At 69.4% G+C, this 26,346-nt stretch carries 24 protein-coding genes and 1 tRNA gene; 19 read left to right on the top strand and 6 right to left on the bottom strand.

Annotated elements, in window-relative coordinates:
• Positions 1-23: 23 nt before the first annotated feature.
• The 3 genes from FNH13_RS12765 (at position 24) to FNH13_RS12755 (ending at position 5,063) form a co-directional block, all read left to right on the top strand.
• Entirely contained in the window at positions 24-2,003 is a 1,980-nt protein-coding gene (locus FNH13_RS12765; RefSeq protein WP_143783765.1) for a TIGR03960 family B12-binding radical SAM protein, read from the top strand.
• A 2-nt stretch (positions 2,004-2,005) separates the two neighbouring features.
• Positions 2,006-4,045 carry an acyltransferase family protein gene (locus FNH13_RS12760; protein WP_165700105.1) on the top strand — a complete coding sequence of 680 codons (2,040 nt, stop codon included), beginning with the start codon at positions 2,006-2,008 and terminating at the stop codon, positions 4,043-4,045.
• A 466-nt stretch (positions 4,046-4,511) separates the two neighbouring features.
• Complete coding sequence (locus FNH13_RS12755; protein ID WP_143783763.1) at positions 4,512-5,063, top strand: hypothetical protein; 552 nt, start codon at positions 4,512-4,514, stop codon at positions 5,061-5,063.
• 459 nt (positions 5,064-5,522) lie between these two features.
• Here the strand turns inward: FNH13_RS12755 and FNH13_RS12745 are convergent, their stop codons facing one another.
• Both FNH13_RS12745 and serC read right to left on the bottom strand, forming a co-directional pair.
• On the bottom strand, positions 5,523-6,716 hold the full coding sequence (locus FNH13_RS12745) for a phosphoglycerate dehydrogenase (RefSeq protein WP_143783762.1): 1,194 nt from the start codon (positions 6,714-6,716) through the stop codon (positions 5,523-5,525).
• Positions 6,709-7,788 (bottom strand): 3-phosphoserine/phosphohydroxythreonine transaminase, encoded by a 1,080-nt coding sequence (gene serC / locus FNH13_RS12740; RefSeq protein WP_143783761.1) that lies wholly within the window; start codon positions 7,786-7,788, stop codon positions 6,709-6,711. The genes FNH13_RS12745 and serC overlap by 8 nt, the downstream gene beginning before the upstream one ends.
• Positions 7,789-8,002: 214 nt before the next feature.
• Here serC and FNH13_RS12735 point away from each other — a divergent pair, with 214 nt between their 5' ends.
• Positions 8,003-8,722, top strand: a complete 720-nt coding sequence (locus tag FNH13_RS12735) for a TIGR03936 family radical SAM-associated protein (RefSeq protein WP_143783760.1) — start codon at positions 8,003-8,005, stop codon at positions 8,720-8,722.
• A 429-nt stretch (positions 8,723-9,151) separates the two neighbouring features.
• Here FNH13_RS12735 and FNH13_RS19605 read toward each other — a convergent pair whose 3' ends face one another.
• Positions 9,152-9,463 carry a hypothetical protein gene (locus tag FNH13_RS19605; protein WP_228266389.1) on the bottom strand — a complete coding sequence of 104 codons (312 nt, stop codon included), beginning with the start codon at positions 9,461-9,463 and terminating at the stop codon, positions 9,152-9,154.
• Here FNH13_RS19605 and FNH13_RS12730 point away from each other — a divergent pair.
• The 10 genes from FNH13_RS12730 (at position 9,444) to FNH13_RS12685 (ending at position 21,026) form a co-directional block, all read left to right on the top strand.
• The gene (locus FNH13_RS12730; RefSeq protein ID WP_321169194.1) at positions 9,444-12,641 is read left to right on the top strand and encodes an Rne/Rng family ribonuclease; all 3,198 of its coding nucleotides are present in this window, start codon (positions 9,444-9,446) and stop codon (positions 12,639-12,641) included. The genes FNH13_RS19605 and FNH13_RS12730 overlap by 20 nt on opposite strands.
• A 136-nt stretch (positions 12,642-12,777) precedes the next feature.
• Positions 12,778-13,086: a 50S ribosomal protein L21 gene (gene rplU, locus FNH13_RS12725; RefSeq protein WP_143783759.1), complete on the top strand. Its 309-nt coding sequence runs from the start codon at positions 12,778-12,780 to the stop codon at positions 13,084-13,086.
• A 36-nt stretch (positions 13,087-13,122) separates the two neighbouring features.
• Complete coding sequence (gene rpmA, locus FNH13_RS12720; protein ID WP_143783758.1) at positions 13,123-13,395, top strand: 50S ribosomal protein L27; 273 nt, start codon at positions 13,123-13,125, stop codon at positions 13,393-13,395.
• A gap of 124 nt (positions 13,396-13,519) precedes the next feature.
• Entirely contained in the window at positions 13,520-15,031 is a 1,512-nt protein-coding gene (gene obgE / locus FNH13_RS12715) for a GTPase ObgE (RefSeq protein WP_143783757.1), read from the top strand.
• A 55-nt stretch (positions 15,032-15,086) separates the two neighbouring features.
• Complete coding sequence (gene proB, locus FNH13_RS12710) at positions 15,087-16,217, top strand: glutamate 5-kinase (protein WP_143783756.1); 1,131 nt, start codon at positions 15,087-15,089, stop codon at positions 16,215-16,217.
• Between the two features lie 73 nt (positions 16,218-16,290).
• Positions 16,291-17,571 carry a glutamate-5-semialdehyde dehydrogenase gene (locus tag FNH13_RS12705; RefSeq protein ID WP_143783755.1) on the top strand — a complete coding sequence of 427 codons (1,281 nt, stop codon included), beginning with the start codon at positions 16,291-16,293 and terminating at the stop codon, positions 17,569-17,571.
• Between the two features lie 153 nt (positions 17,572-17,724).
• Entirely contained in the window at positions 17,725-18,258 is a 534-nt protein-coding gene (locus tag FNH13_RS12700) for a hypothetical protein (RefSeq protein WP_143783754.1), read from the top strand.
• Between the two features lie 84 nt (positions 18,259-18,342).
• Positions 18,343-19,437 (top strand): SGNH/GDSL hydrolase family protein, encoded by a 1,095-nt coding sequence (locus FNH13_RS12695; RefSeq protein ID WP_165700103.1) that lies wholly within the window; start codon positions 18,343-18,345, stop codon positions 19,435-19,437.
• A gap of 25 nt (positions 19,438-19,462) precedes the next feature.
• Positions 19,463-20,374: a DUF3626 domain-containing protein gene (locus FNH13_RS12690; protein ID WP_143783752.1), complete on the top strand. Its 912-nt coding sequence runs from the start codon at positions 19,463-19,465 to the stop codon at positions 20,372-20,374.
• Entirely contained in the window at positions 20,331-21,026 is a 696-nt protein-coding gene (locus FNH13_RS12685) for a class I SAM-dependent methyltransferase (RefSeq protein ID WP_143783751.1), read from the top strand. Before FNH13_RS12690 ends, FNH13_RS12685 begins: the two co-directional genes overlap by 44 nt.
• Here the strand turns inward: FNH13_RS12685 and FNH13_RS12680 are convergent.
• A complete protein-coding gene (locus FNH13_RS12680) occupies positions 20,974-21,987 on the bottom strand; it encodes a glycosyltransferase family 2 protein (RefSeq protein WP_143783750.1) in 1,014 nt (337 codons plus the stop codon). The two genes, FNH13_RS12685 and FNH13_RS12680, sit on opposite strands and share 53 nt — an antisense overlap.
• A gap of 35 nt (positions 21,988-22,022) precedes the next feature.
• On the opposite strand from FNH13_RS12680, the gene FNH13_RS12675 reads away from it, so the two are divergent.
• From FNH13_RS12675 to FNH13_RS12655, 5 genes are all read left to right on the top strand, one after another.
• Entirely contained in the window at positions 22,023-22,256 is a 234-nt protein-coding gene (locus FNH13_RS12675; protein WP_143783749.1) for a hypothetical protein, read from the top strand.
• On the top strand, positions 22,256-22,837 hold the full coding sequence (gene nadD, locus FNH13_RS12670) for a nicotinate-nucleotide adenylyltransferase (protein ID WP_267873000.1): 582 nt from the start codon (positions 22,256-22,258) through the stop codon (positions 22,835-22,837). The genes FNH13_RS12675 and nadD overlap by 1 nt, the downstream gene beginning before the upstream one ends.
• Positions 22,838-23,197 carry a ribosome silencing factor gene (gene rsfS, locus FNH13_RS12665; protein ID WP_143783748.1) on the top strand — a complete coding sequence of 120 codons (360 nt, stop codon included), beginning with the start codon at positions 22,838-22,840 and terminating at the stop codon, positions 23,195-23,197.
• Positions 23,198-23,201: 4 nt separating this feature from the next.
• Positions 23,202-23,852 (top strand): histidine phosphatase family protein, encoded by a 651-nt coding sequence (locus FNH13_RS12660; RefSeq protein WP_228266388.1) that lies wholly within the window; start codon positions 23,202-23,204, stop codon positions 23,850-23,852.
• Positions 23,853-24,037: 185 nt separating this feature from the next.
• Positions 24,038-24,110 (top strand) — tRNA-Ala (locus FNH13_RS12655).
• A 131-nt stretch (positions 24,111-24,241) separates the two neighbouring features.
• On the opposite strand, the gene mgtE is transcribed toward FNH13_RS12655, so the two are convergent.
• Together mgtE and FNH13_RS12645 are read right to left on the bottom strand one after the other, a co-directional pair.
• A complete protein-coding gene (gene mgtE / locus FNH13_RS12650) occupies positions 24,242-25,582 on the bottom strand; it encodes a magnesium transporter (RefSeq protein WP_143783746.1) in 1,341 nt (446 codons plus the stop codon).
• 94 nt (positions 25,583-25,676) lie between these two features.
• Positions 25,677-26,279, bottom strand: coding sequence for a DNA-3-methyladenine glycosylase I (locus FNH13_RS12645; RefSeq protein ID WP_143785121.1), 603 nt, complete (start codon positions 26,277-26,279; stop codon positions 25,677-25,679).
• Between the last annotated feature and the right edge of the window lie 67 nt (positions 26,280-26,346).

Genomic DNA, 26,346 nt, shown 5'->3' with positions numbered 1-26,346 from the left:
GCCCCACGGCATACCCTTGGGGCATGACTGGCACCGACGAGGACCGCCGCCGCACCCGGGGCGAGAGCATCTTTGGCGACCTGGAGCCGCTGCTCGAGCAGGTGAGCAAACCGGTGCAGTATGTCGGGGGTGAGTTGAACTCTCAGGTCAAGGACTGGGACGTGGCCGGATTCGGCCCGGACGGGCAGGAGCTCACCGTGCGGTGGGCGCTGATGTATCCCGACGCGTATGAGATCGGGCTGCCCAACCAGGGCGTCATGATCCTCTATGAGGTCCTCAACGAGCAGCCAGTGGCCCTGGCCGAGCGCACCTACTCGGCGTGGCCGGACCTGGAGGAGCTGATGCGGGAGCAGGGGGTGCCGCAGTTCACCGTGGACGGACACCGCGCCGTGGGTGACTTCGATGTCTTCGGCATCTCGTTCTCGACCGAGCTCGGCTACACCAACATGCTGACGGCCCTGGATCTGGCCGGCATCCCGCTGCGCGCGGCGGACCGCACGGACGAGCACCCGATCGTCATCGCCGGTGGGCACGCGGCGTTCAACCCGGAGCCGGTCGCGGACTTCCTCGACGCGGCGATCGTCGGCGACGGGGAGGAGGCCGTGCTCGCGGCGACCTCGATCATCGGCGGGTGGAAGGCCGAGGGCAGTCCTGGGGGACGTGACGAGGTGCTGCTGCGCCTGGCGCGCACCGGTGGTGTCTATGTGCCGGCCTTCTACGACCTGGACTACCTGCCCGACGGGCGGATCCAGCGGGTCGTGCCCAACCGGTCCGGCATCCCGTGGCGGGTGTCCAAGCACACCGTGATGGACCTGGACTCCTGGCCCTATCCCAAGACGCCGCTGGTGCCGGTGACCGAGTCGGTGCACGAGCGGATGAGCGTGGAGATCTTCCGCGGCTGCACCCGAGGCTGCCGGTTCTGCCAGGCCGGCATGATCACCCGCCCGGTGCGGGAGCGCTCGATCGAGGGGATCGGGGCGATGGTGCAGCAGGGGCTGCAGTCGACCGGCTACGAGGAGGTCGGGCTGCTGTCGCTGTCCTCGGCCGACCACAGCGAGATCGCCGACGTCGCCAAGGGCCTGGCCGACCGCTATGAGGGCACCAACACCTCGCTGTCCCTGCCCTCCACCCGGGTCGACGCCTTCAACATCGACCTGGCCAACGAGCTGACCCGCAACGGCCGCCGCTCCGGGCTGACGTTCGCGCCGGAGGGCGGCAGCGAGCGGATGCGCCGCGTCATCAACAAGATGGTCAGCGAGGAGGACCTGATCCGCACCGTCGCGGCGGCGTATGGCGCGGGCTGGCGCCAGGTCAAGCTCTACTTCATGTGCGGACTGCCCACCGAGACCGACGAGGACGTCCTGCAGATCGCCGAGCTGGCCAAGAAGGTCATCGACACCGGACGGGAGGTCAGCGGCCGCAAGGACATCCGCTGCACGGTGTCCATCGGGGGCTTCGTGCCCAAGGCGCACACGCCGTTCCAGTGGGCTGCCCAGCTCGGCGCGGAGGAGACCGATGCCCGCCTGACCAAGCTCCGGGAGGCCATCCGTGCCGACCGGCGCTATGGCTCTGCCATCGGCTTCCGCTATCACGACGGACAGCCGGGCATCGTCGAGGGACTGCTGTCCCGTGGCGACCGCCGGGTTGGTGGCGTCATCGAGGCCGTCTGGCGCGCCGGCGCACGGTTCGACGGGTGGAGCGAGCACTTCGACTACGAGCGGTGGATGGCTGCGGGGGAGACGGCACTGGTGCCGCACGGCCTCGACGTCGCCTGGTTCACCACCCGCGAGCGCGGCGAGACCGAGGTGCTCCCGTGGGACCACATCGACTCCGGGCTCGACAAGGAGTGGCTCTGGGACGACTGGCAGGACGCCCTGGACGGCCGTGAGGTCGACGACTGCCGGTGGACCCCCTGCTTCGACTGCGGCGTCTGCCCGCAGATGAACACCGAGATCCAGATCGGCCCGACCGGCAAGAAGCTCCTGCCGCTGACGGTGGTCTGACCTTGGCGCAGACTCCTTCCCCCACCACGGGGGCGCTGCCCCAGCCTGTCGCCGGGTCGCGCAGCGGACTCCGCCGCGACCTGCAGGCCCTGCGCGCACTCGCCGTCGCGCTCGTCGTGCTGTGGCACGCCGAGATCCCCGGCCTGTCGGGTGGCTTCATCGGCGTCGACGTCTTCTTTGTCATCTCCGGCTTCCTCATGGTGCGGCTGCTGGTGGGCGAGCTCGACCGCAGCGGTGGCATCCGGGTGGGACGCTTCCTGCACCGCCGTGCTCGCCGACTGCTCCCCGCAGCCCTCCTGGTTCTGGCGGTGACGGCCCTCGGTTCGTGGTGGCTCCTGCCGGTGACCGCGCTGCGGTCGGTGGGCTGGGACATCGTGGCCAGCGTGGCCTATGTCGCGAACTGGCGCTTCGCGGCGACCGAGGTGGACTACCTGGCTGCCGAGGCACTGCCCAGCCCGGTCCAGCACTACTGGTCGCTCTCGATCGAGGAGCAGTTCTACTTCGTCCTGCCACTGGCGCTGCTCCTCGTGGCACTCCTGACGCGACGGTGGGCACGTGGTCCCGGAAGGGCGATGCGCGTGGGCACGGTGACCCTCCTGGCGATCGGGGTCCCGTCCCTGCTCTATTCGGTGGTGCACAGCAGCAGTCCGGACCCGGGCGACTACTTCAACTCGCTGGGGCGCGTGTGGCAGTTGTGTGTCGGTGGCGCTGTGGCACTGCTGGCGCTGCGAGGGTCGGCGCGCTCCGTGCCAGGCGGCCTGCGGAGCGCTGCGGTGCTGGTCGGCATGGTCGGCATCGTCGCCAGCGCGGTCCTGATCACCCCGGAGTCGATCTATCCAGGATGGCTCGCGCTGATGCCGACGGTGGCGACAGCACTGATCGTCTGGGCTGATGGCGACGATCTGGCGGTGTCGCGTCCCGGTGCGGCCCCCTGGGTGCAGTGGCTGGGAGACCGGTCCTACTCCATCTATCTCTGGCACTGGCCGTTGCTGCTCCTCGTGATGGTGCAGTTCGACGGATCGGTGCTGGCGCGCGCCGGCGCCGTGCTCGCCTCCCTGGTGCTCGCGGATGTGTCGTGGCGCCTGGTCGAGGAGCGGTTCCGGCTGCGGGGGAGCATCTCTGCCCCTGCTCGAGCCCCCGGTCTGTCCCGGTCGGCCGGCCTGATGGTGACGCCCGCGGCACGTCGCTCGGTGCTGGTGCTGGCTGTGGCCAGCACGCTCACCGCGGCGGGGGGTCTGGCCATCACGACGGACCGCGATGCCGGCGACCTCACCCCATCGTTGGCTGACGCGACCGCGGACAAGTTCACCGAGTTCTATGAGGGCGACTGTCGGCCGAAGGTGTCCTCTCCTGACCCGCTGACCTGCACCTTCGGTGTGCCCTCCAGCGCGACCCGGGTCCTGGTCGTCGGCGACTCCCACGCGGTGATGTGGATGCCAGGTCTGCGTGCAGTCGCCGAGGAGAACGGGTGGCGCCTTGACCTGCAGGCCAAGCTCGCCTGCGCCCCGGTGGACGCGACGAACATGCTCGACAGTCAGCCCTACACGGCCTGTCGTGACTGGGGCCGCAACGTCGTGCAGGGCATCGTCGACGATCCGCCCGACCTGGTGATCCTCGCCACGAGCACGGGCTACAGCATCGTGTCGCCGGAGGCGGAGGCGGGCGGCGGTCTTCAGGACGCGTTGGGCAGGACCCTCGAGCAGATCCGAGCAGCTGGCCCGGAGGTGGCCCTGATGGCGGTGACCCCCAGGTTTGCGGAACCGGTCCCGATCTGTCTGGCTGAGCATCCGGACGATCCGCAGGCCTGTCAGGCTCACCTGCCCTCTGCCATACCGGACAATCAGTGGGCCGAGGTGGCGGCGAGTGTTCCGGGGGTCCACACGGTCGACCTCGCCGACGAGCTCTGCCCGGATGGCACGTGCCTGACGGATGCGGACGGGATCCTGCGCTGGATGGACAGTCACCACCTGACCGGCACGTATGCCGAGTCTCTCGCCCCACTCCTGGCCAAGCAGCTGCTACCGCTCGTCGCCGCTCGCTGAGTGCCGCGGGTGGCCAGAAGGCCGCCCTTGGGCGAGGGAGGTCTCCGTCCCAATGCTGGAGACACGTCCCGCACAGTCCTGCGTAGTCTGTGGACATGCGACAGGCCCATGCCCGCTGGACCTCCACGCCGACGACCCTGACGACGCGATCCAACGAGCCGGCCGAGGACCCACCAGCAAGGCGCGCCGGGTGGTCCCATAACTGGCAATCCAGGTGGTCCCATGAACCTGGCAGAAAACCGCTTAGAGCGGTCCCATGCTCATGGCAGGCGACACTCATTCTAGGTTGTCAGGCCTCTGATGACACCACTAGTGTGATATATGCAGGGGCGATCGGGTCACTTGCGACTACCTCGGGAGGCACCAGTGAAACATCGATTAGTAGCAGCGGTGGGCAGCGGAATGTACTTCGCAGGAACGTACGCGTACTGCACGGCATAGAGCCACTGTGACCAACATTTCGTGTGTGAGGACCACCCTGCTTGGAGTTGCGTCGATTGCGGCGTCACTCCTTGCGGGGTGTTCCTCTAGTGACACACCCACTGACGTGGAGTCCTTGCAGGCGCAGGTTGAGGTCCGCCAAGCAGAGGCAGAGGCTGCCGCTCAGGCACAAGAGCGCCAGGTCGACTGTCTAGAAGCCGCCGGGGTCAAAGTTGAGGCGCATCCAGACGGCTCCATGACAGTGCACGACCTCGCAGGAGACGACGGGGGTGAAAGGGCCATGGAACTCTCGGACGCGTGCGAGGAGTCGGCAAACTTCCCTGAGTACCAGCCCGTGACCGATGTTGAGTACTCCTACATGTATGACCTCAACATCGAAGCCAAATCCTGCCTGGAGGGCCTGGGATATGAGATCAGTGACCCGCCTAGCCGTGAGAGTTGGATTGCTCTCGCGCAGTCCGAGCAGGCAGGAAATGAGACACTCTGGAGCCCTTACCTGGAGATCCCGCCAAACGAGTTAGATCTGGTGGAGCGGGACTGTCCGCAACGCACCATCCTCGATTTCGACGGGTCCTAAAAGGGGTTCACCACCGGCATCTCGGCTGCCTCGACGGGTGCGGTGTCTCGACTAGCAACCGTGAAACCGCGGGCCACGATAGCGGCAATGAGTGCGTCAAAGTCCCCAATCGCACGTCCAGCACGCCGCGCGGTTGCGCGCAGGTCTTCGTGGGCAGTAGCCGCCTCCTGGTCGAAGTCCAGGACCCTTCCGGCGAACAACTGACAAAGTCCTGCTCAAACCGGTTACCCAGTCGGCTCCGACAAGCGCCTTCTGAGAGGGCTGCAATGCCGTAGCGAATCTCGGCGAGCGTGATCGTGGTGACGCAGAGGGTCGACGGAGCCTGGTCATCCAACCACTCGATGACTTTCGCATCGGGTGCCGGACGTAGTGACTCGCTGATGACGTTGATGTCGAGAATGATCACCGCGGCACCTCCCAGGTGATATCACTTCATAAAAGTGATAGCGCCGTGGGCGGTTAGCCTTCGATCTTGCGGGCGCGGATGACGCCGTCGATCGCCAGGATCTGCTCCTTGAGCTCGTCGGCGACCTCGCCCTCGACGTCCACCAGGGTGTAGGCGTAGTCGCCGCGTGCCTTGTTGGTGAACTCGGTGACGTTCAGGCCCGCCTCGGCCAGCACCGTGGTGATCTGCCCGATCATGTTGGGCTTGTTCTCGTTAAAGATGCCCAACCGGGTGGTGTTCGGTGAACGGGCCATCGCGACCTCGGGGAAGTTGACCGAGTTGCGGATATTGCCGTGCAGCAGGAAGTCCGAGAGCTGGTCGACCGCCATGACGGCACAGTTGTCCTCGGCCTCGGAGGTGGAGGCGCCCAGGTGGGGCAGGGTGATCACCTTGGGGTGCACCGCCCCGACCTCGGTCGGGAAGTCGTTGACGTAGGCGTGCAGCTGGCCGGAGTCCAGCGCCGCGAGGACGGCCTCCTCATCGACCACGCCGCCGCGCGCGAAGTTCAGCACCACGGAGCCCGCCGGCATCGAGGCGATCCGCTCAGCGCTGACCAGGCCCTGAGTGGCCTCGATGAGGGGCACGTGCAGGGTGATGAAGTCGGAGCGGGCGAACAGCTCCTCCACGCTGGTGACCTGTTCGACGGAGGGGGAGAGCTGCCAGGCGCGCTCGATGGTGATGGCGGGGTCGTAACCCAGCACCTTCATGCCCATCGCCTGGGCGGCGTTGGCGACCAGGACGCCGATGGCGCCCAGCCCGATGACGCCGAGCGTGCGACCCGGCAGCTCGAAGCCTGCGAACTGCTTCTTGCCCGCCTCGACCTGCTTGTCCAGGTCCTTGCCGGAGAGCTGCTGCTCGGCGACGAGATCCTTGGTGTAGTCAGCCGCGTGGTAGAGGTTGCGCGCCGCCAGGAGCAGGCCGGCGATCACCAGCTCCTTGACGGCGTTGGCGTTGGCGCCCGGGGTGTTGAAGACCGGGATGCCGAGCGAGGCCAGCTTCTCGACCGGGATGTTGTTGGTGCCAGCACCCGCGCGCGCCACGGCATACAGGCTGTGCGGCACGTCATAGGAGTGCAGGTCGGCCGAGCGCAGCAGGATCGCCCGCGGGTCGGTGAACTCGGTGCCCAGGTCGAAGCGCTCGCGGTCGAGCCGGTTCAGGCCCAGCGGGGAGATGGCATTGAGGGTCTGGATGCGGAAGGTCTCAGGCATGGGTGCGCTCAAACTCCTTGAGGAAGCTGACCAGGGCGTCGACGGACTCCTGTGAGGTTGCGTTGTAGATGCTGGCGCGCATGCCGCCCACGGAGCGGTGGCCGGACAGGTTGGTCAGCCCGGCGGCTCCGGCCTGGGCCAGGAACTCCTTGTCGAGGGAGTCGTCGGCCAGCAGGAAGGGCACGTTCATCCAGGACCGGGAGGCCGGCTCGACCGGGTTGGAGTAGAAGTCCAGCGTGTCGATGGCGTCATAGAGCGTGCGAGCTTTGCGCTCATTGCGCTGCTCCATCCCGGGCAGGCCGCCGTTGTCGCGGATCCACTGCAGGTTCAGGCCCAGCAGATACCACCCGAAGGTCGGCGGGGTGTTGAGCATCGAGTCGGCGCCGGCCATCGCGGCATAGTCGAGCACCGACGGGGTCTCCGGGCGGGCGTGGCCGACCAGGTCGTCGCGGACGATCACCACGGTGATCCCGGAGGGGCCCAGGTTCTTCTGCGCCCCGGCATAGATGAGACCGAATGCCGAGACGTCCACCGGCCGGGACATGATCGTGGAGGAGAAGTCCGCCACGAGCGGCACGTCGCCGCTGTCGGGGACGTAGGGGAACTCGACGCCACCGATGGTCTCGTTGGCGGTGTAGTGCAGGTAGGCCGCTCCCTCGGTCAGCACGAGGGACTCAGCGGCAGGGGTGGTCGAGTAGTTCGAGTCCTTCTCGTCCGCGATCACGCGCACGTCGGCATACTTCTTCGCCTCGGCGATCGCCTTCTTGGACCAGGAGCCGGTGTTGACGTAGTCCACCGTCGCGCCGGGGGAGGTGAGGTTCATCGGGATCGCCGCGAACTGGCCGGTGGCACCGCCCTGCAGGAAGAGGACGGTGTAACCCTCGGGCACTCCGAGCAGCTCACGCAGCAGCGCCTCAGACTCGGAGGCCACGGCCACGAAGTTCTTGCTGCGGTGGCTGATCTCCATGACGGACATGCCGAGTCCGTTGAAGTCGGTGAGCTCGGACTGGGCCCGCTCGAGCACCTCGATGGGGAGCGCGGCGGGGCCGGCGGCAAAGTTGTGGACACGCACTGAAGGACCTCCGGGTGGGGTGGGGTCAGTCGCAGAACGGTCGCAACGCCTCGTTGAGTGCGGCCTGCAGCAACAAAGTCTTTGGTGGCGACTGTACGACCCTGCCCCCGCCGCGCCCAAGAGCGGGAGACGTGGAGTTCGCCACACCCGGGGTGAGTCTCGAGACGGTGAGACCCACCGAGGGATTCAGCGCGCCGCTGGATAGTCTCCAGGCATGGCAACAGCGCGGCGCGTTCCCCAGGGCCCGACACCCGAACCCGCCGTGCAGAAGCTGCGGGTGCGCTATGCGAAGCGGGGACGGATGCGGTTCACCTCCAGCCGGGACTTCCAACGGGCCCTGGAGCGGGCCGTGCGGCTGGCCGAGGTGCCCATGGCCTACTCCGCGGGCTTCCACCCGCATCCCAAGATCAGCTATGCCAATGCAGCCCCGACCGGAGTGGCCTCGGAGGCGGAGTATGTCGAGCTGTCCGTGACCCGCTTCGTGGACCCTGCGCAGCTCTCCAGCGCGCTCAGTGCGGCGCTGCCCGAGGGGCTGGACATCGTGGAGGTGGTCGAGGCTGCTCCCGGCGCTCTGGCGGACCGCCTGGAGGCCAGCCGGTGGCAGCTGGTCTTTCCCGAGCTGGCCGTCGGCCAGCTCCGCGTCGTGGTGGAGGCCTTCCTGGCGCGGGACTCGGTCGAGGTCACCCGGGTGATGAAGCAGGGACCTCGGGCGATCGACGTGCGCCAACCGGTAGTGGCTGCCGAGGTGCAGGAGAGCGAGGCGGGGGCGATGCTCCTGCTCACCGTGCGGCATACGACTCCGACGGTCCGTCCGGCGGAGCTCTGGAGTGCCCTGGCCGAGGTCAGCGGTGCTGATCTGCCGCGGCCGGCGAGCACCCGTCTGGCGCAGGGTCTGCTCGGCGAGGGGGACACCGTCCTCGATCCGCTCGCCTGATCAGAGAAAAGGTCCACCTGTGAGATAGTGGCCGTGGTTGAGCGACCCACCACACCAGCCGCCCAACCCGACACGATCTCCCGCAGTGCGGCCTGAAGGGCTGGCACGCGAGTGAGCGGCCGCAGAACGTATCCGGGCCGCGCATGGATCTGGTCGGCGCCGCCACGGTGACGCGCGAAGTGCGCGAGCCGCCCGGCGTAACCGGACGACTTCCGTCCGATCGGCGCCCTGCCGGTCCGACGACGCACCCCGCGACTCGCGGGAGTGGGCCCACGGGTCCGGGTGTGGGCTCCTGGCGAGCCACGAGAGGAAGCCCATGGACACCATGGACCAGCAGCCCGACACGCCCTCGGAAGCAACCGAGACACCCTCACAGTCCAACGACTCAGCCAGTTCCTTGGGAGGGCTCTTCTCACACGACCAGAGCGGTCAGCCCGTGACGGCCCCGACCAAGAAGGCGCCGGCCAAGCGCGCGCGCAAGTCGGCCGCGAAGACGGTCGATCCGGCCGCCGCTGACCAGGCTGTCGGCGCTGCACAGGACGCTGCGCAGGAGGCGGGAGTCGAGGGCGCCACCGAGGAGGCCGCTGCCGAGTCGGCCACTGCGAAGAAGACCACCGCGAGGAAGGCGCCTGCGAAGAAGGCGACTGCCACGAAGGCCGCCGCGAAGAAGACGACTGCCACGAAGGCGACCGTGAAGAAGACGACTGCCACGAAGGCGACCGTGAAGAAGGCGTCTGCCACGAAGGCGACCACGAAGAAGGCGACCCCGGGGGAGACGACCTCAGAGACGGCTGCAAAGGCCCTCTCCGCAGGGGACGACGAAGCTGCCGCAGAAACTGCGGACGCCGCTCTCGACACGCAGGGGACCGACGCGGCTACGCCTGCGGTCGGTGGAGCCGACCCGGCCCAGGACGCCCCAACGGATGACCCTGCCGACGCCGCAGACGCGAAGGATGGCGACGAGGAGCCGGAGACTGCGGCTGCGGCCTCACCCTTCGGGTTGCTGTTCCAGGCCCCCGACCTCTCGGCGGTGCCAGCTCGCCAGCCTCGCAGCCGTCGTGCTGAGCCCACTCAGGCCGACGCGCCCAGCGCGACAGCACCGGAGGCCGACTCCACCGACTCGGCCACTGACGCATCAGGTGCGACCCCCGCACCGACCGGATCCCCGCGGGGGCGTGGGACCCGCCGGGGCGGCCAGAGCGAGACCCAGGGCCGCGGCCAGTCGACGCAGGGCGGGACTCAGCAGGGCGGTCCTCAGCAGGGCGGTCCTCAGCAAGGCGAGACTCAGCAGGGCGGTGCACAGCAAGGCAGCGTTCAGCAGGGCGGGGCTCAGCAGGGACCGGACGACTCCGACAGTGACGGTCGCGGTGCTGACCGCGGCCCCCAGGGTGGGTGGCAGGGCGAGGACGACAGCGACGACTCCGAGAGCGCCAACGCCCGGCGCCGTCGCCGCCGCGGCGGGAAGGGCCGCCGCGGGCGTGGCGGCAGCCTCGACGACAGCGGCGAGGGCCAGGACGAGCAGACCGAGACCACCGGCGAGGCGGACGACACCAGCGGCGAGACCACCGTGCCGGGGGAGGGCACCTCGAGCAACGTCCGTCGCCGTCGGCGCAGCAACCGCCGCGGAGAGGACACCGAGGCCGGTGAGTCCCGGCGCGCACGCGAGGAGGTCACCGGGGTGCGTGGCTCGACCCGCCTCGAGGCCAAGCGCCAGCGCCGCCGTGAGGGCCGGGAGGCAGGTCGTCGCCGCTCGATCATCACCGAGGCCGAGTTCCTGGCGCGCCGCGAGAGCGTCGAGCGCACCATGGTGGTCCGCGGGCTCAAGGACCGCACGCAGATCGGCGTCCTGGAGGACGGTGTGCTGGTCGAGCACTACGTCTCGCGCGAGACCCAGACCACCGCTGTCGGCAACGTCTATCTCGGCCGTGTCCAGAACGTCCTGCCCAGCATGGAGGCCGCGTTCGTCGACATCGGCAAGGGCCGCAACGCGGTGCTGTATGCCGGCGAGGTCAACTGGGACGCAGCCGGCCTGGACAACAACCAGCCCAAGCGCATCGAGAATGCCCTCAAGTCCGGGGACTCGGTCCTGGTGCAGGTCACCAAGGACCCCATCGGTCACAAGGGCGCCCGGCTGACCTCGCAGGTCTCCCTGCCGGGGCGTTATCTGGTGCTCGTGCCGGGCAACTCGATGACCGGTATCTCACGCAAGCTGCCCGACACCGAGCGTGCCCGCCTGAAGAAGATCCTCAAGGAGGTCGTGCCCGAGGGGGCTGGCGTGATCGTGCGCACCGCGGCCGAGGGGGCCAGTGAGGAGGAGCTGCGCGCTGACGTCGAGCGGCTGACCGGCATGTGGCAGCGCATCGAGTCCAAGCAGAAGAGCGCGAATGCCCCCGCGCTGGTGCACGGTGAGCCGGACATGACCGTCCGGGTCATCCGCGACGTTTTCAACGAGGACTTCGCCAAGGTCATCGTCTCCGGAGAGCAGGCCTGGACCGAGGTCAGCGACTACATCAGCTCCGTGGCCCCGGACCTGGCTGAGCGGCTGGAGAAGTGGACCGGCACCCAGGACGTGTTCACCCACTACCGCGTCACCGAGGCGCTGTCGAAGGCGATGGACCGCAAGGTGTGGCTGCCCTCGGGCGGCTCGCTGGTCATCGACCGCACCGAGGCCATGACGGTCGTGGACGTCAACACCGGCAAGTTCGTCGGCTCGGGTGGCAACCTCGAGGAGACGGTCACCAAGAACAACATCGAGGCGGCCGAGGAGATCGTCCGCCAGCTGCGGCTGCGCGACATCGGCGGCATCATCGTCATCGACTTCATCGACATGGTGCTGGAGAGCAACCGTGACCTCGTCGTCCGACGGCTGCTGGAGTGCCTGGGGCGCGACCGCACCAAGCACCAGGTTGCTGAGGTGACGTCGCTGGGCCTGGTCCAGATGACGCGCAAGCGTGTCGGTGCGGGCCTGATCGAGGTCTTCTCGGAGCCCTGTGTGCACTGCAGCGGGCGCGGCATCGTCGTCCACTCTGAGCCGATCGAGAAGTCTGACGGCGGGGGACACCACGCCAGCTCCTCCTCTGGTGGAGGCAGGCGGGGTCGCGGGCGCACAGGTACCTCGGGCAACGACAGCGCGGCGCCGAGCCGCCCCACTCCGGCACCGGGTGGTCCCACCCCGGCCCAGATCGCTGCGGCGGCGCACGCGGCAGCGGTCGCGAGCTCGGCCCAGGCCAGCGCCAAGGTGGCTGACGACCCGGTCGCAGACTCCGCGGCTGTCGCTGGCACATCGGCAGCCGCTGATGGGACGCCGGAGAGCACCGACGCGCCGAAGAGCACCGGCACACGCAAGAGCACCGGCACGCCTCGTCGCTCCGGTGGCGCGACCGTGTGGCGTCCGCCGAGCGCAGCGACCCCCGCTGACTCGCCGGAGCTCTCGACGAGTGCGGCAGATCCCTCCGTCGACTCTTCCGGCGCCGCACCTGCAGCGGCACCATCTCCGGTGGCGACGACGCCGGACCCGGCGGCCAGCAGCGAGCCACCTGCCCCGCGTGTGCGGGGTGCCCGCCGAGCGTCGCGACGTGCCCAGTCAGCGCCGAAGGCTCCGCCCGCCGCGGAGACGGCTGCCGCACCCGCGCCCCAGACCCGCGTGGCGGGGACGACCGGCGGCGACGCGGCACCTGTCGTCACCGCAGGCACCGGCCGGCCGGAGGCGGTCCACGTCGACGCTGACACGGGCCCGGCACAGGAGTCTCCGGCAGCACCGACCCAGGCTCCGACGCGGCGTCGCGGCCGCGGTCGGGTGGTCGCTCCGGCAGGTCCGCCGACCGGCGCTCCGACCGACGCCACAGGTTCTCCCGACGGACAGACACCGGGCACCAGCGCCGGCTCGCCGGGCGAGTCCGGACCCGAGAGCAGCCACTGAGTTTGTCCCAGGGCCCAGGAGCGAGGTAGGCTAGACCCTCGGTGCGTCGCGTCGGCGCCATCGGGGTGTGTCACCCCGCTCCCGGGTCCGGATCTCATCCACCCCCACACCAGGAACTGCAGGAAGTGAGTTGAACGTGTACGCGATCGTCCGCGCTGGCGGCCGCCAGGAGAAGGTCTCCGTTGGCGACGTCCTCATCATCGACAAGGTGAGCGGCGAGGCCGGCGATGCCGTCGAGCTCACTCCGCTCATGGTTGTCGACGGCACCACGGTGACCACCGATGGTGACGCCCTGGCCAAGGTCAAGGTCACCGCTGAGGTGGTCCAGGCCGCCAAGGGTCCCAAGATCGTCATCCAGAAGTACAAGAACAAGACCGGTTACAAGAAGCGGCAGGGCCACCGCCAGCCGCTGACCCAGGTCAAGATCACCGCGATCGACGCCTGAGCGGCGACGACTAGCTTCCCTCAGGAGGAATGACAGATGGCAACCAAGAAGGGTGCGTCCTCGACCAAGAACGGTCGCGACTCGAATGCACAGTTCCTCGGCGTCAAGCGCTTCGGCGGCCAGATCGTCGGCGCCGGTGAGATCATCGTCCGCCAGCGTGGCACCCGCTTCCACCCGGGTGTCGGTGTCGGCCGTGGCAAGGACGACACGCTGTTCGCGCTGACCGCGGGCGCCGTCGAGTTCGGCGCCAAGGGCGGCCGTCGCGTCGTCAACATCGTCGCGGCACAGACAGCGGACCAGCCCGCCTGAGGCGAGCAGGTCCCGTTCGCCTCAGGCGAGCACACGACATACAACACAACGCCGGTGGTTGCCTGAGGGCAACCACCGGCGTCGTTGTCTATCCAGCAACACAGTGACTTTGAGAGGATCAACCATGGCCACGTTCGTCGACCGCGTCGTGCTCAATCTGCAGGCGGGCAACGGCGGCCACGGAGTGGCCTCCATCCACCGGGAGAAGTTCAAGCCGCTGGGCGGCCCCGATGGCGGCAACGGAGGGCGTGGGGGAGACATCACGCTGCGGGTCGACCCGCAGATCACCACGTTGCTGGAGTATCACCACGGACCCCACCGCAAGGCCCAGAGTGGGCGCCCCGGCGAGGGCGATGAGCGCAACGGCGCCCAGGGTGAGGACCTGGTGCTGGCGGTCCCGGACGGCACCGTCGTCACCACCCGCGACGGTGAGATCCTCGCCGACCTGGTCGGGGCCGGGGCGGAGTATGCCGCCGCCAAGGGTGGGCGTGGCGGCCTGGGCAACAAGGCGCTGGCCAGCCGCCGGCGCAAGGCGCCCGGCTTTGCCCTCAAGGGTGAGCCGGGGGAGTCCCGGGAGGTCATCCTCGAGCTCAAGACCCTGGCTGACGTCGCGCTGATCGGTTTCCCCTCCGCGGGCAAGTCCAGCCTGGTCTCGGTGCTGTCCGCGGCCCGGCCCAAGATCGCCGACTACCCGTTCACGACCCTGGTGCCCAACCTGGGTGTGGTCACCGCCGGTGGCGAGCGGTTCACCGTCGCCGACGTGCCGGGGCTGATCCCCGGGGCGTCTGAGGGCAAGGGGTTGGGTCTGCAGTTCCTGCGGCACGTCGAGCGCTGTCACGTGCTGGTGCACGTCATCGACTGCGCGACCCTGGAGCCGGGACGGGACCCGTTGACCGACCTGGATGTTATCGAGCACGAGCTTGCGGAGTACGTGCCGGACGCCTCGCTCGGCGGCATCCCGCTGGCCGACCGAGTCCGGATGGTCGTGCTCAACAAGGCGGACGTGCCCGAGGCTCGCGAACTGGCCGAGATGGTCAAGCCCGACCTGGAGGCCCGCGGGCTGGAGGTGCACATCGTCTCCGCGGTGGCGCACACGGGGCTCAAGGAGCTGACTTTTGCGCTGGCGGGTGCCGTGTCGCGGGCTCGGGCCGAGCAGATCGTCATCGAGCCCGCCCGGGCCGTGGTGCGGCCCAAGGCGATCGACGACTCCCAGTTCCACATCCGCCGCGAGAACACCGCGGAGGGACCCCTCTTCCGGGTGATCGGCGACCGCCCCACCCGCTGGGTGCGCCAGACCGACTTCGGCAACGACGAGGCGGTGGGCTATCTCGCCGAGCGCCTCAACCGCCTCGGTGTCGAGGAGGAGCTGCTCAAGGCCGGCGCGGTCGCCGGGTCCACGGTGCTCATCGGTCCCGAGGACGACGCGGTCGTCTTCGACTGGCAGCCGACGATCTCAGCCGGCGCCGAGCTGCTGGGGCAGCGCGGCACCGACATCCGGTTGGAGGACCGCCACCGACCCACCCGCGGCGAGAAGCGGGAGGCCTTCCACGGCAAGATGGATGCTGCGGCAGCGGCACGCCAGGAGCTGGAGAAGGACCGGCGCGCCGGCGTCTGGACGGACCCGGAGGACACCTAACGGCTCAGCCCGAGCCGATGCATGAACATACGGTGCGATGGAATAGTATGCCGTCATGACGGAGCCCCGGGACGCGATCAGGACTGCGCGACGCGTTGTTGTCAAGATCGGCTCGTCCTCCATCACCGCACCGCAGGGCGGGGTGGATCTCTATCGGCTCCAGGCTCTGACCGGGGTGATCGCCAAGCGCTCGCTGCAGGGTGACCAGGTGCTGCTGGTCTCCAGTGGCGCGATCGCGGCCGGAATGACGTCCCTGGGGCTGACCAAGCGGCCCAAGGACCTGGCGACCCAGCAGGCGGCGGCCAGTGCCGGGCAGGGCGGGCTGATGGCGGCCTACACCAACGCCCTGAAGCTGCACGGCCTCAACGCCGGCCAGGTCTTGCTGACCGCCGACGACATGCACCGCCGGTCGCACTATGTCAACGCCAGCCGGACCCTGGAGAAGCTGCTCGAGCTGGAGATCGTGCCGATCATCAACGAGAACGACACGGTCGCCACCGACGAGATCCGGTTCGGGGACAACGACCGCCTCGCCGCGCTCGTCGCGCACCTGGTCAATGCCGATGCCCTGATCCTGCTGACCGATGTCGATGCCCTGTATGACGGCCACCCGCGCACGCCGGGCACCACCCGGATCCCCGTGGTCAGCTCGATGGAGGAGATCACCGGTGTCGACATCTCGGCCACCGGGTCCGCGGTCGGGACCGGCGGGATGGTGACCAAGGTGGCTGCCGCCCAGCTGGCCACTGCCGAGGGGATCGCGGTGCTGCTGACCTCCGCCGAGCAGGCGGTCCAGGCCCTGGCCGGCGAGGACGTCGGGACCCTGTTCCTGCCCACCGGGCGCAAACGCCGGGCCCGCAGCCGGTGGCTGGCCCACGCCAGCAGCGTCAACGGCCGCCTGGTGCTGGACGCCGGCGCCGTCGAGGCTGTCGTTCAGCGGCAGACCTCGCTGCTGCCCGTCGGGGTGACACGCGTCGAGGGGATGTTCCGCAGCGGTGACACGGTGGACCTGTGTGACCCCAGCGGGGCGGTGATCGCCCGCGGGCTGGTCAGTTACGACTCGACCGAGCTCACCCGGGTTGTCGGCCGACGCCTGGACACCGCGACCGCCAGCGCCCGCAGCCGCGGCGGATCTGCGGTGGCCGCACGCACCGTCATCCGCCGCGACGACCTCGTCGTCCTGTAGGGCGGCCCGACAAAACCTCTCTCAAAATACGTGCAGCGCCTACGAAACGTCTCTCAAAATTGGAGTGAGCAGCATGACCTCGATTGACCCCCAGGTCGTGGACTACGTCCACGACGTCGCCCGCCGCGCCCGGGTCGCTTCCCGTGAGTTGGCGCTGCTCACCCGCGCTCAGAAGGACGCAGCGCTGCACGCGCTGGCCGACGCGCTGGAGGTCGGCTCGGCGGCCGTGGTCAGCGCCAACCAGGAGGACGTGGAGCGCGAACGAGCCGGTGGGATGGTCGAGGGGCTGGTGGACCGCCTCACCCTGACCACGGAGCGGGTCAGGGCGGTGGCCCAGGCGCTGCGTGACGTCGCGGCACTGCCCGACCCGGTGGGCGAGGTCGTGCGCGGCTCCACGCTCGCCAACGGTCTGACGATCCGGCAGGTGCGCGTGCCGATGGGGGTGGTCGGCATGATCTATGAGGCCCGCCCGAATGTCACGGTCGACGCTGCGGGGTTGGGCCTGAAGTCCGGCAACGCGGTCATCCTGCGCGGTGGCTCGGCGGCCGGCCGGACCAACGAGGCGCTCGTCGGCATCCTGCGTGAGGCATTGACCGCACAGGGCCTGCCGGCCGACGCGATCAACCTGCTCACCCAGGGCGGGCGGGACGCCGGACGTGCTCTTATGACGGCCCGCGGGCTAGTCGACCTGGTCATCCCGCGTGGTGGCGCCAGCCTCATCCAGACCGTGGTGCTGGAGTCCACCGTGCCGGTGATCGAGACGGGCGTCGGCAACTGCCACGTCTATGTCGACGCCGGTGCCGACCTGTCCACCGCCCTGGCGATCACGATCAACTCCAAGACGCACCGCCCCAGCGTCTGCAACGCGGCCGAGTCGCTACTGGTCCACACCAGTGTCGCCGCGGACTTCCTGCCCAAGGCGCTGGCCGAGCTGGCCGGTGCCGGGGTGGTCCTGCACACGGACGCGCGGTCGGGGGAGTATGCCGACACGGCCGGGGTCGCGCACGACGCCGTCACGGACGAGCACTTCGCGACGGAGTTCCTCACGCTGGAGATGAGCGTGGCCGTCGTCGATGACCTGGACGCGGCGCTGGCGCACGTCCAGCAGTTCACCTCTGGGCACACCGAGGCGATCGTCACCGAGGACCGGGCAGCGGCCCGCCGCTGGGTCAACGAGGTCGACGCCGCAGCGGTCATGGTCAACGCCTCGACCCGGTTCACCGACGGCGGAGAGTTCGGCTTCGGTGCCGAGATCGGCATCTCCACGCAGAAGCTGCACGCCCGCGGCCCGATGGCGCTTCCCGAGCTGACCACCACCAAGTGGGTCGTGGAGGGCGACGGGCAGATTCGCTGACAGCCCCCGCCCCCGCTGCGTCGGTCGCCGCCGGGATCCTCTCCGGTGGCAGCCCGGCCACGAGGCAAGCATGATCGAGGGGTGGCTCTGCGCCCAAGTCGGCATGCCGACCCCGCGGACCACGGTGACCCGACCGGACGACTCAGGAGCGACATGCACCCCACCCACATCCCACTCCGCACCGTGACCGGTGCCTACATCCTCAACTCCGGGATGAGCAAGCTCGGCGCCGACCAGCAGACGGCCGAGGGCCTGCACGGGATGGCCTCGGGCGCCTATCCCTTCCTGAGCAGCATGGACCCCAAGAGCTTCACCGAGCTGCTCGCCTACGGCGAGATCGCCCTGGGTGGCGCTCTGCTGGCGCCGATGGTGCCCTCGGCCGTCGCCGGCACCGCCCTGGCCGGCTTCGGTGCTGGCCTGGTGGGGATGTATCTGCGCACTCCCGGCATGACGCGTGAGGACGGGATCCGTCCCACCCAGGAGGGCACCCCGCTGGCCAAGGACGCCTGGCTACTGGGTGCCGGTCTGACGCTGGCGACCCAGTCCTTCCTCTCAGGCACCAAGGCGGTGGCCAAGCACGCCGGTCGCAGCGCCCGCGATGCGGCAGGCAATCTCACCGAGAGTGCCCGCGACGCCGCAGGCAGCCTCGCCGAGAGCGCGCGCGAGGCAGTGCCCTTCACCAGCTGAGACAGGTAAAGACTTGGTGCTGGTCTGGCCAAGGTTGCCGCTGATCCGTTGAGTCCGGCGCGACACCGCGCCATGCTCACGGGGGTGAAGACACCACGACGCAGCCCGCTGACCACCCTCCTCGCCGCGCCCGCGGGCCTCGCGCTCGCGCTGACCGCAGGGCTCTCCGCCCAGGCTGACCCGCCTTCCCCGGATGGTGCGGCGAGCGCCCAGGCCAACGACACGTCCTACGTTGCCCTCGGGGACTCGTTCTCCGCCGGGACGGGCACCCGCGCCTCGACCGATGACTGCTATCGCTCGCCCTATGGCTATCCCGCGCTGATCGCCAACGCCCAGGGGCTCGACCTGGACTACCAGGCCTGCAGCGGTGCAACCACCGCCGACGTGCTCAACAACCAGGTCGGTGCCCTGAGCCCGCAGACCGACCTGGTGACCATGACGATCGGCGGCAATGACCTCGGGTTTGCCGACGTGATCACCGAGTGTGCGCTGCCTGGCTGGCTGTCCAACTGCACCGGCGCGATCAATGGCGGACTGTCGGTCCTGCGCACTCAGCTCCCGGCGCGGTATGACGCGGTGCTGGGTGCCATCGACAGCGGCGCGCCCAGCGCAGACGTGCGGATCGGCGGTTACCCCCTGCTGTTTAACGGGAAGGACTGCAACCTGCTCACCTTCTTCAGCGGCTCGGAGATGACCCGGCTCAATGCCGCCACCCACGAGCTCAACACCCTCGTGCAGCAGAAGACCACCGGGGCCGGGCACACCTTCGTCGACCCGCGCGGTGCCTTCGCCGGTCACGCGGTCTGCGACAACGTCGAGTGGATCAATGGGCTGAGCTGGCCGATCGTGGAGTCCTTCCACCCCAACCGGGCCGGCAACGTCGGCTACGCCGAGGTCTTCTGGCCGGGCACCGCGGGAGCAGCCACCTCGAGCATGCCCGCTGACGCTGCAACCAGCCGCGCGGCGCGGGTGCAGGCCGAGGCCGACGCGGTCCTGGCGATGGACCTGGACAGCCGCGCCAATCTGCGGGCTGCCGCTGGGGCCGGCATCTCCCCCGCCACGATCACCGACCTGGTCCAGCGGCTCGACTCCGCGGATGCTGAGGTGGTGACCGCGGCCCTGGAGGAGCTGTCGGTGCTGGACGAGCGCTACGAGGCCCGGCACGGAGCCCGCGGCTGACCCGCGCAGCGCCTACCGTGGGCGGGTGCACCGGCCAACCGCAGTGGAGTGGGTCGAGCAGGCTGCCTCCGGGCCGCCGCTGGACCGCAGCCTGCGCATCGACGTGCACTTCCATCCGGACGTCGAGCTCCGCGGACGGACCGTGCTCGAGTTCCTCCGGGACGAGCGCACCTACCGCACCCAGTTCGAGACCGGCACCAGCAACGGTGGCCTCACGGCATACCCCGGTGGCGACCGGTGGCGGTGGGAGCACCGGCTCTTCCGGGGGATGTATAACGCGGCCCCGGCCAGTGACCGTCCTCGCTACGGCGCGCTGAACCACCGGCGGCGGGCGGTGGGTGCCTCGCCGCGCTTCGGCTCCGCGCACCTGCGGCTCACCGAGCCGGTCCTGGACCGCGCGAGGTTCTGCTTCCCGGACTCGGTCTTCGAGTCGACGTCGGTCGCCACGGCGCGGTGCTTCGGCCTGTGGCCGGCAGTCGCGGCGTTCGAGGCCGTGGAGCGCGACGACCTGACCGAACGGACCGAGGGCGGGTGGCTCGACGACTATGTCGAGGCGCAGATCCACGGCGGACTGGACCTGGACCACGACGTGGAGGCGCTGGTCCTCGACCCCTCCTTCCGGGGGAGCCCGACCGAGCAGGTCGCGCAGAAGCTCGGCGTGCCGGTCGAGTGGCACCCCGGCTTCCGGGTGCACGTCGACACGATCGTCGAGCACCCGCACTTCCGCGGTGCCGAGGTCGTGGCCCTGGCCACGCAGCTGGCCCGGGGCGGCTGGCTCGACCCCGCCCTGCTCGGCCAGGCACGCCGTGCGGGCGGTCACGACCCCCAGGCGCTCAAACTGGTCTGGCACTACGTGGCGCGGTATGGCACGGCCCGTGCGAGGATGACTCCTCGTGGAGGGGACCGAGATCCGCAAACTCGTCGCGCTCGAGGATGACCACTGGTGGTATCGCGAGCGCCGGCACCTGCTGCGCCGCCGGGTCCGTGACCTCCCGCCGGGGCAGGCCCTCGACATCGGTGCCGCAGGGGGCGGCAACACCCGGGTCCTGGAGAGCCTCGGGTGGGACGTGCTCGCCCTGGAGTTCACCGCCGAGGGTGCAGCGGTGGCCCGCGGACGCGGGCTGCAGGTGCTCCGTGCCGATGCCCAGCACCTCCCGGTGGCAGACCGGTCGCTGGACCTGGTCACCGCCCTGGACGTCCTGGAGCACCTGCCCGACCATGAGCGCGCGGCCGCAGAGATCCACCGCGTCCTGCGCCCGGGCGGAGTCCTGGTTGCCGCGGTGCCGGTCGACCAGCGGTTGTGGTCAGAGCATGACGTCGCGGTCGGGCACCACCGGCGCTATGCGCCGGCTGAGTTCCTGTGGCTGCTGCGGGGTGCCGGGCTGGAGATCCTCGAGGCCCGCTCCTGGATGGTGCTGCTGCGTCCAGCGGTGGCCCTGCACCGCAGGCGGTCGCAGGGCAGTGACCTGGCCGAGCCGCACCCGCTGGTCAACGTCGCGCTGACCGGTGTGGTCGCCCTCGAGCGGCACCTGCCAGTCAGTCGCGCGCCGGGGGTGTCGGTGTTCGTGACAGCTCGCCGGCCCGGTTGACGGCGCCGCCAGCGGCGGTGCGGGAGTCCTGCCCGGTCAGCGAGTCGTGGGCGACGTAGTAGGTCGGGCGACGCTGCAGGGTGGTGTAGATGCGCCCGACATACTCGCCCATGATGCCCAGACAGAGCAGCTGGACGGCGCCGACGGCAGCGACGATGACCACGGTCGAGGTCCAACCGGCGACGGTCAGGCCGGTGAGCTTGGCCACGAGCGCATAGAGCAACAACCCCACGGCGGCGAGGAAGCCGCCGAGCCCGAACCAGGTCGCCAGGCGCAGCGGCGTCAGGGAGAAGCCGGTGAGGCTGTCGACCGAGAGCCGCACCATCTTGGCGATCGGATACTTCGACCGTCCGGCCGCCCGGACCTCGCGGACATAGCCGACGCTCGCGGAGGGGAATCCCAGGGACGGGATGACCAGGCGCAGGACCCGATGGTGCTCGGGCAGGGCGTTGACGGCGTCCACGGTGGCCCGTGACATCAACCGGTAGTCACCGGCGTTGTCCGGCAGGTCCGTCGCCCCGGCCCGGCGCATCCCGGCATAGAACACCTTGGCGCTGAGCCGCTTGAAGACCGAGTCACTGCTCCGGTCGGTCCGCACGCCGTAGACGACGTCGACGCTCTCCGCGCGCGCCAGGGCAAGCATCTGCGCGATCACCTCGGGTGGGTCCTGCAGGTCGGCGTCGAGGGTGACGACCCAGTCGCCGCGGGCTCCCATCAGCCCGGCCGAGATTGCCGCCTGGTGGCCGGAGTTGGCACGCAGGCGCAGGATCCGCAGCTCGGGCCACTCCCGGCGGTAGCGCTGCAACAGCACGGGGGTCTGGTCCCGGGAGCCATCATCGACCGCCACGACCTCGTAGGGAGTGGCCAAACCGTCCAACACCGGGCGCAGCCGTTCGACGAACAGGGGCAGGACCTCCTGCTCCTGATACATCGGCACGACGACGGACAGCTGCGGGTGCATGAAACCACTGTAGGTGGCGCGGTAGTCTGCTCCCTATGACGCATGTGCTGCTGCAGGCTGCCGAGACGGTTCACCATGGCAAGGAACTGCCGTTCGCCCCGATCTGGTATGGCGTGATCACCCTGGCGATCGGACTCTCCCTGCTGGGGCTGCTGTGGTCCTTCCGCAGCAGCCTGGCGCTCGACCCGGTCGAGCACCACCATGACGACATTGCAGGTGACGACATTGCAGGTGAGCGCCCGCACGGGACGAAGGGCAGCCACCACTAATGCGCCTGGGCGTGATGGGTGGCACCTTCGATCCCATCCACCACGGCCACCTCGTGGCTGCCAGTGAGGCGGCCGCTCTCCTCGACCTCGACGAGGTCGTCTTCGTGCCGACCGGGCAGCCCTACCGCAAGGACGACCGCAGGGTCAGCCCGGCTGAGCACCGCTATCTCATGACGGTCATCGCGACCGCGTCCAACCCGCGCTTCACCGTCTCGCGTGTCGACATCGACCGCGACGGTCCGACATACACCTATGACACCCTGCGGGACCTGCGCGACCAACGACCGGACGACGCACTCTTCTTCATCACCGGCGCGGATGCCCTGGCCCAGATCCTGTCCTGGAAGGACGCGGACAAGATGTTCGACCTGGCGCACTTTGTGGGCGTCACCCGGCCAGGGCACGAGCTCAGCAACCACGGGCTGCCACAGGACCGGGTGACCCTGCTCAACGTCCCCGCGATGGCGATCAGCTCGACCGACTGCCGCGAGCGCACCCAGCAGGGCGAGCCGGTCTGGTATCTCGTGCCCGACGGCGTCGTGCAGTACATCGGCAAGTACAACCTCTACAAGGAGCAGTGAGTGGCTGCGACACAACGCGCCCTGGACCTAGCACGAGCCGCGGCCCATGCCGCGCAGGACAAGCTGGCCGAGGAGGTGATCGGCCTCGACGTCAGCGGTCAGCTGGCCCTCACCGACATCTTTGTCATCGCCTCCGCCCCCAACGAGCGCCAGGTCGCCTCGATCGTCGACGCGATCGAGGAGCGGCTGCTGGAGCTCGGCGCCAAGACGCTGCGCCGGGAGGGGCAGCGCGAGGGCCGGTGGGTGCTGATGGACTTCAGCGACATCGTGGTCCACGTGATGCACACCGAGGACCGCGAGTTCTATGACCTGGAGCGGTTGTGGAAGGACTGCCCGGTCGTCATCGCCCCTGAGGGCTGAACCGGTGCGGACTGAGCCCGTGCGGCGGCTGATCGTCTGGCGGCACGGCGAGACCGAGCACAACGTCGGCGGCATCTGGCAGGGACAGCTCGACACCGACCTCTCCGCGCGGGGGGAGCAGCAGGCTGCCGCGGCAGCCGCTGCCCTGAGTGGGCTCGGCCCCACCCGCATCGTCTCCAGCGACCTGCGCCGCGCCGCGCACACGGCACGGGTCCTCGGTGAGGTCACCGGACTGCCGATGGAGTATGACGAACGCTTCCGGGAGATCCATGTCGGCACCTGGCAGGGGATGACCCAGGGCGACGTGGCGGCGCAGTATCCCGATGCCGTCGATGCCTTGTCCCGGGGCGAGGACATCGTGCGCGGCGACGATGGGGAGTCGGTAGCCCACGTGGAGGAGCGGGTGCTCGCCGCGGCCCAGGAGCTCATCACTGACCTGCCCGACGACGGTGCCCTCGTGGTCGCCACCCACGGGGTGGCTGGCCGGGCCCTGGTGGCAGCCTTGATCGGTCTGCCGCAGCGTCAGGCCTGGTTGTCCATGGGTGGGTTGCGCAACTGTCACTGGGCCGAGCTGGCCGAGCACCGGACCGGGTGGCGGATGCTCACCTGGAACGTCGGTGTGACCGACTCGGTGATCTCCACCAGCGACCGCTGACGCGTCTGAGGTCGGCAGCCCGACCCGCCTGAGGTCGGCAGCCCGACCCGCCTGAGGTCGGCAGCCCGACCCGCCTGAGGGGGGCAGCCGGACCAGCCTGAGAGCGGCAGCCGGACCAGCCTCACCGGGCTCAGACGATTTGGTGGAACAGGGGGCCGTATGGGTAAACTCTCCTGGTTCCGTAAGGGGCTGTGGCGCAGCTGGTAGCGCACCTCCATGGCATGGAGGGGGTCAGGGGTTCGAGTCCCCTCAGCTCCACCGCAAGGTGACGAAGGGCCCGGGTCTGGTGACCCGGGCCCTTCATGCTGTCCCGGGCAGGGCAGCGTGTTGCTGTGGGTGGCTGACCTGCGTGTTGTCGCTGATCAGACTGCTCCCTCACCACCGAGTGCCTAGAGCTGGAGGACCGCCCGGGCGATCAAGAAATAGACGACCAGCCCCGTCGCATCCGTGAACGTGGAGATGAAGGGGTTGGAGAAGACGGCCGGGTCGGCCCGCAGCTTCTGGGCGATGATCGGCATCGCCCCACCCACCGTCGCGGCGATGGTGCACACCGACAACAGGGTCAGGCCGATGACCAGACCGATCTGCACGCCATAGACGGCCCCGGCGACCAGGAACGCGAGGGAGCCCAGCAGGGCACCCAGGAGCGCGCCGACCCGGGCCTCACGCAGCAGCACGCGGGAGATGTCGCGCGGTGTGACGTCGCCCAGGGCCAGGGCGCGGGTGATGGTAGTCGCCGCCTGGTTGCCCGTGTTGCCGCCGGTGCCGGTGAGCAGGGGGATGAACAGTGCGAGGACGACCACCTCGGTCAGCGTGGCCTCGAAGATCTCCAGCACCTGGACGGTCAGGGCGGCCGAGACGGCCAGCACCAGCAACCAGACGATCCTGGAGCGGACCAGGTCGCCCACCGCTGTCGACAGGTAGGGCCGGCCCAGGGCCTCGGTGCCTCCCTGGCGGGCATGGTCCTGCGAGTCTGCCTCCTCGGTGATCACCAGGGCGTCGTCGACCGTGACGATCCCCACCAGGCGGTGGTCCGCGTCGACGATGGGCATCCCCAGGAGCTTGCGGTCCAGGAACCGGCGGGCGGTGCGCTCGGCGTCCTCGGTGACGACGGCGGACTCCACCGGGCGCATGATCTCGGCCACGGGGGTGTCCGGGTCGGTGGCCAGCAGCCTGCGCAGTCCCAGGACCCCGACGAGGACACGGCCTTCGTCCACGACCGGCAGGGTGTAGACCGTCTCGGCGTCCTGGAGCCGCAGGCGGACCCGGGCCAGTGCCTCGTCCACGCTGTCCGTCATCGGCACCGACACCACCTCGGGCGACATCCGCCGGCCGATGGACTGGCGCGGATAGGCGCGCACCAACGAGGTCAGTGCACGCGCGCGAGGATCGAGCTGGGCCAGGAAGTGTTCGGCCAGGTCGGGGGAGAGCTCGTCCAGCAGGCTGACCTGGTCGTCGGGGTCCATCGCGACAAAGAGGCCGACGGCATAGCTCTCCTGGAGTGCGTCGACCAGGACTGCCTGGTGCGGCGCATCGAGGGAGGCGAAGACCGCCAGTGCTCGTCCCTCGTCCAGCGTCTGGAGGAGCACGCTGGCCCGGGCTGCAGGCAGACGCTCGACCAGGCCGACGAGGTCACCGTCGCTGAGACCGGCGGCGAGTTGAGCTGCCTCCTCGAGCGCGGTCGGGGTCATCTCGCGACCGAGCAGGTCGGCAAGCGTGTCCACGGGCATGGGAACTCCTTGGGTCGAGGGGTCGGTCACCCGACCCGACCCATCGTCTCCCACCCCCCACCCCGCTCGCACCGCCAGGCGGCGGCCGAGGATCTCAGCGCGGCCAGACCCCCGAACTGCCCCGGCGGTGCGAGCCCATCAGGTGGGTGTCCACGATCCCAATGGCCTCCATGAGGGCGAACATCGTGGTCGGCCCGACGAAGGAGAAGCCCTCCCGACGCAGAGTCTTGGCCAGGGCCACCGACTCCGGCGAGGTCGTGGGGATCTCCTCGTAGGAGGTCGGCTCCGGGGTGGTGGCCGGTTGGAAGGACCACACGAACTCAGCTAGTCCACCCTGCTCGCGCAGCCGCACGGTCGCGGCCGCGTTGCCGATCGTCGCCCGGATCTTGGCGAGGTTGCGCACGATGCCCGAGTCGGCCATGAGCCGCTCGACGTCAGCCTCGCCATAGTCCGCCACGGCGTCCGGGTCGAAGTCGTCGAACGCCGCGCGGAAGGCAGGCCGCTTGCGCAGGATCGTGGCCCAGGAGAGGCCGGACTGGAAGGCCTCCAGGCTCAACCGCTCGAAGACGCCCCGCTCGTCGCGCACGGGCATGCCCCACTCGGTGTCGTAGTAGGCGCGCAGCATCGGGTCGACAGAGGCCCAGGTGGGGCGTGCTAGGCCGTCGTCCCCGACGACCAGCGGGGCATCGATCGCCATCATGGTCGCCAGTGTTGCGGTGGCCACTGACAGTGGTCAGTGCTGGGTTGGGTCAGGCGGTGCGCTC

Source organism: Ornithinimicrobium ciconiae, from assembly GCF_007197575.1.
GTDB lineage: Bacteria > Actinomycetota > Actinomycetes > Actinomycetales > Dermatophilaceae > Ornithinicoccus > Ornithinicoccus ciconiae.
The sequence above is the reverse complement of the archived record's forward strand: the minus strand, read 5'-3'. Positions and strand labels throughout refer to the sequence as shown.

Excerpts from the sequence above, each read along its gene's own strand:
- FNH13_RS12705 (WP_143783755.1), top strand. The coding sequence starts at position 16,291 with ATGACCTCGATTGACCCCCAGGTCGTGGACTACGTCCACGACGTCGCC.
- FNH13_RS12765 (WP_143783765.1), top strand. The coding sequence starts at position 24 with ATGACTGGCACCGACGAGGACCGCCGCCGCACCCGGGGCGAGAGCATC.
- obgE (WP_143783757.1), top strand. The coding sequence starts at position 13,520 with ATGGCCACGTTCGTCGACCGCGTCGTGCTCAATCTGCAGGCGGGCAAC.
- FNH13_RS12645 (WP_143785121.1), bottom strand. The coding sequence starts at position 26,279 with ATGGCGATCGATGCCCCGCTGGTCGTCGGGGACGACGGCCTAGCACGC.
- FNH13_RS12745 (WP_143783762.1), bottom strand. The coding sequence starts at position 6,716 with ATGCCTGAGACCTTCCGCATCCAGACCCTCAATGCCATCTCCCCGCTG.
- mgtE (WP_143783746.1), bottom strand. The coding sequence starts at position 25,582 with ATGCCCGTGGACACGCTTGCCGACCTGCTCGGTCGCGAGATGACCCCG.
- FNH13_RS12700 (WP_143783754.1), top strand. The coding sequence starts at position 17,725 with ATGCACCCCACCCACATCCCACTCCGCACCGTGACCGGTGCCTACATC.
- rpmA (WP_143783758.1), top strand. The coding sequence starts at position 13,123 with ATGGCAACCAAGAAGGGTGCGTCCTCGACCAAGAACGGTCGCGACTCG.
- FNH13_RS12735 (WP_143783760.1), top strand. The coding sequence starts at position 8,003 with ATGGCAACAGCGCGGCGCGTTCCCCAGGGCCCGACACCCGAACCCGCC.
- FNH13_RS12675 (WP_143783749.1), top strand. The coding sequence starts at position 22,023 with ATGACGCATGTGCTGCTGCAGGCTGCCGAGACGGTTCACCATGGCAAG.
- nadD (WP_267873000.1), top strand. The coding sequence starts at position 22,256 with ATGCGCCTGGGCGTGATGGGTGGCACCTTCGATCCCATCCACCACGGC.
- FNH13_RS12680 (WP_143783750.1), bottom strand. The coding sequence starts at position 21,987 with ATGCACCCGCAGCTGTCCGTCGTCGTGCCGATGTATCAGGAGCAGGAG.
- proB (WP_143783756.1), top strand. The coding sequence starts at position 15,087 with ATGACGGAGCCCCGGGACGCGATCAGGACTGCGCGACGCGTTGTTGTC.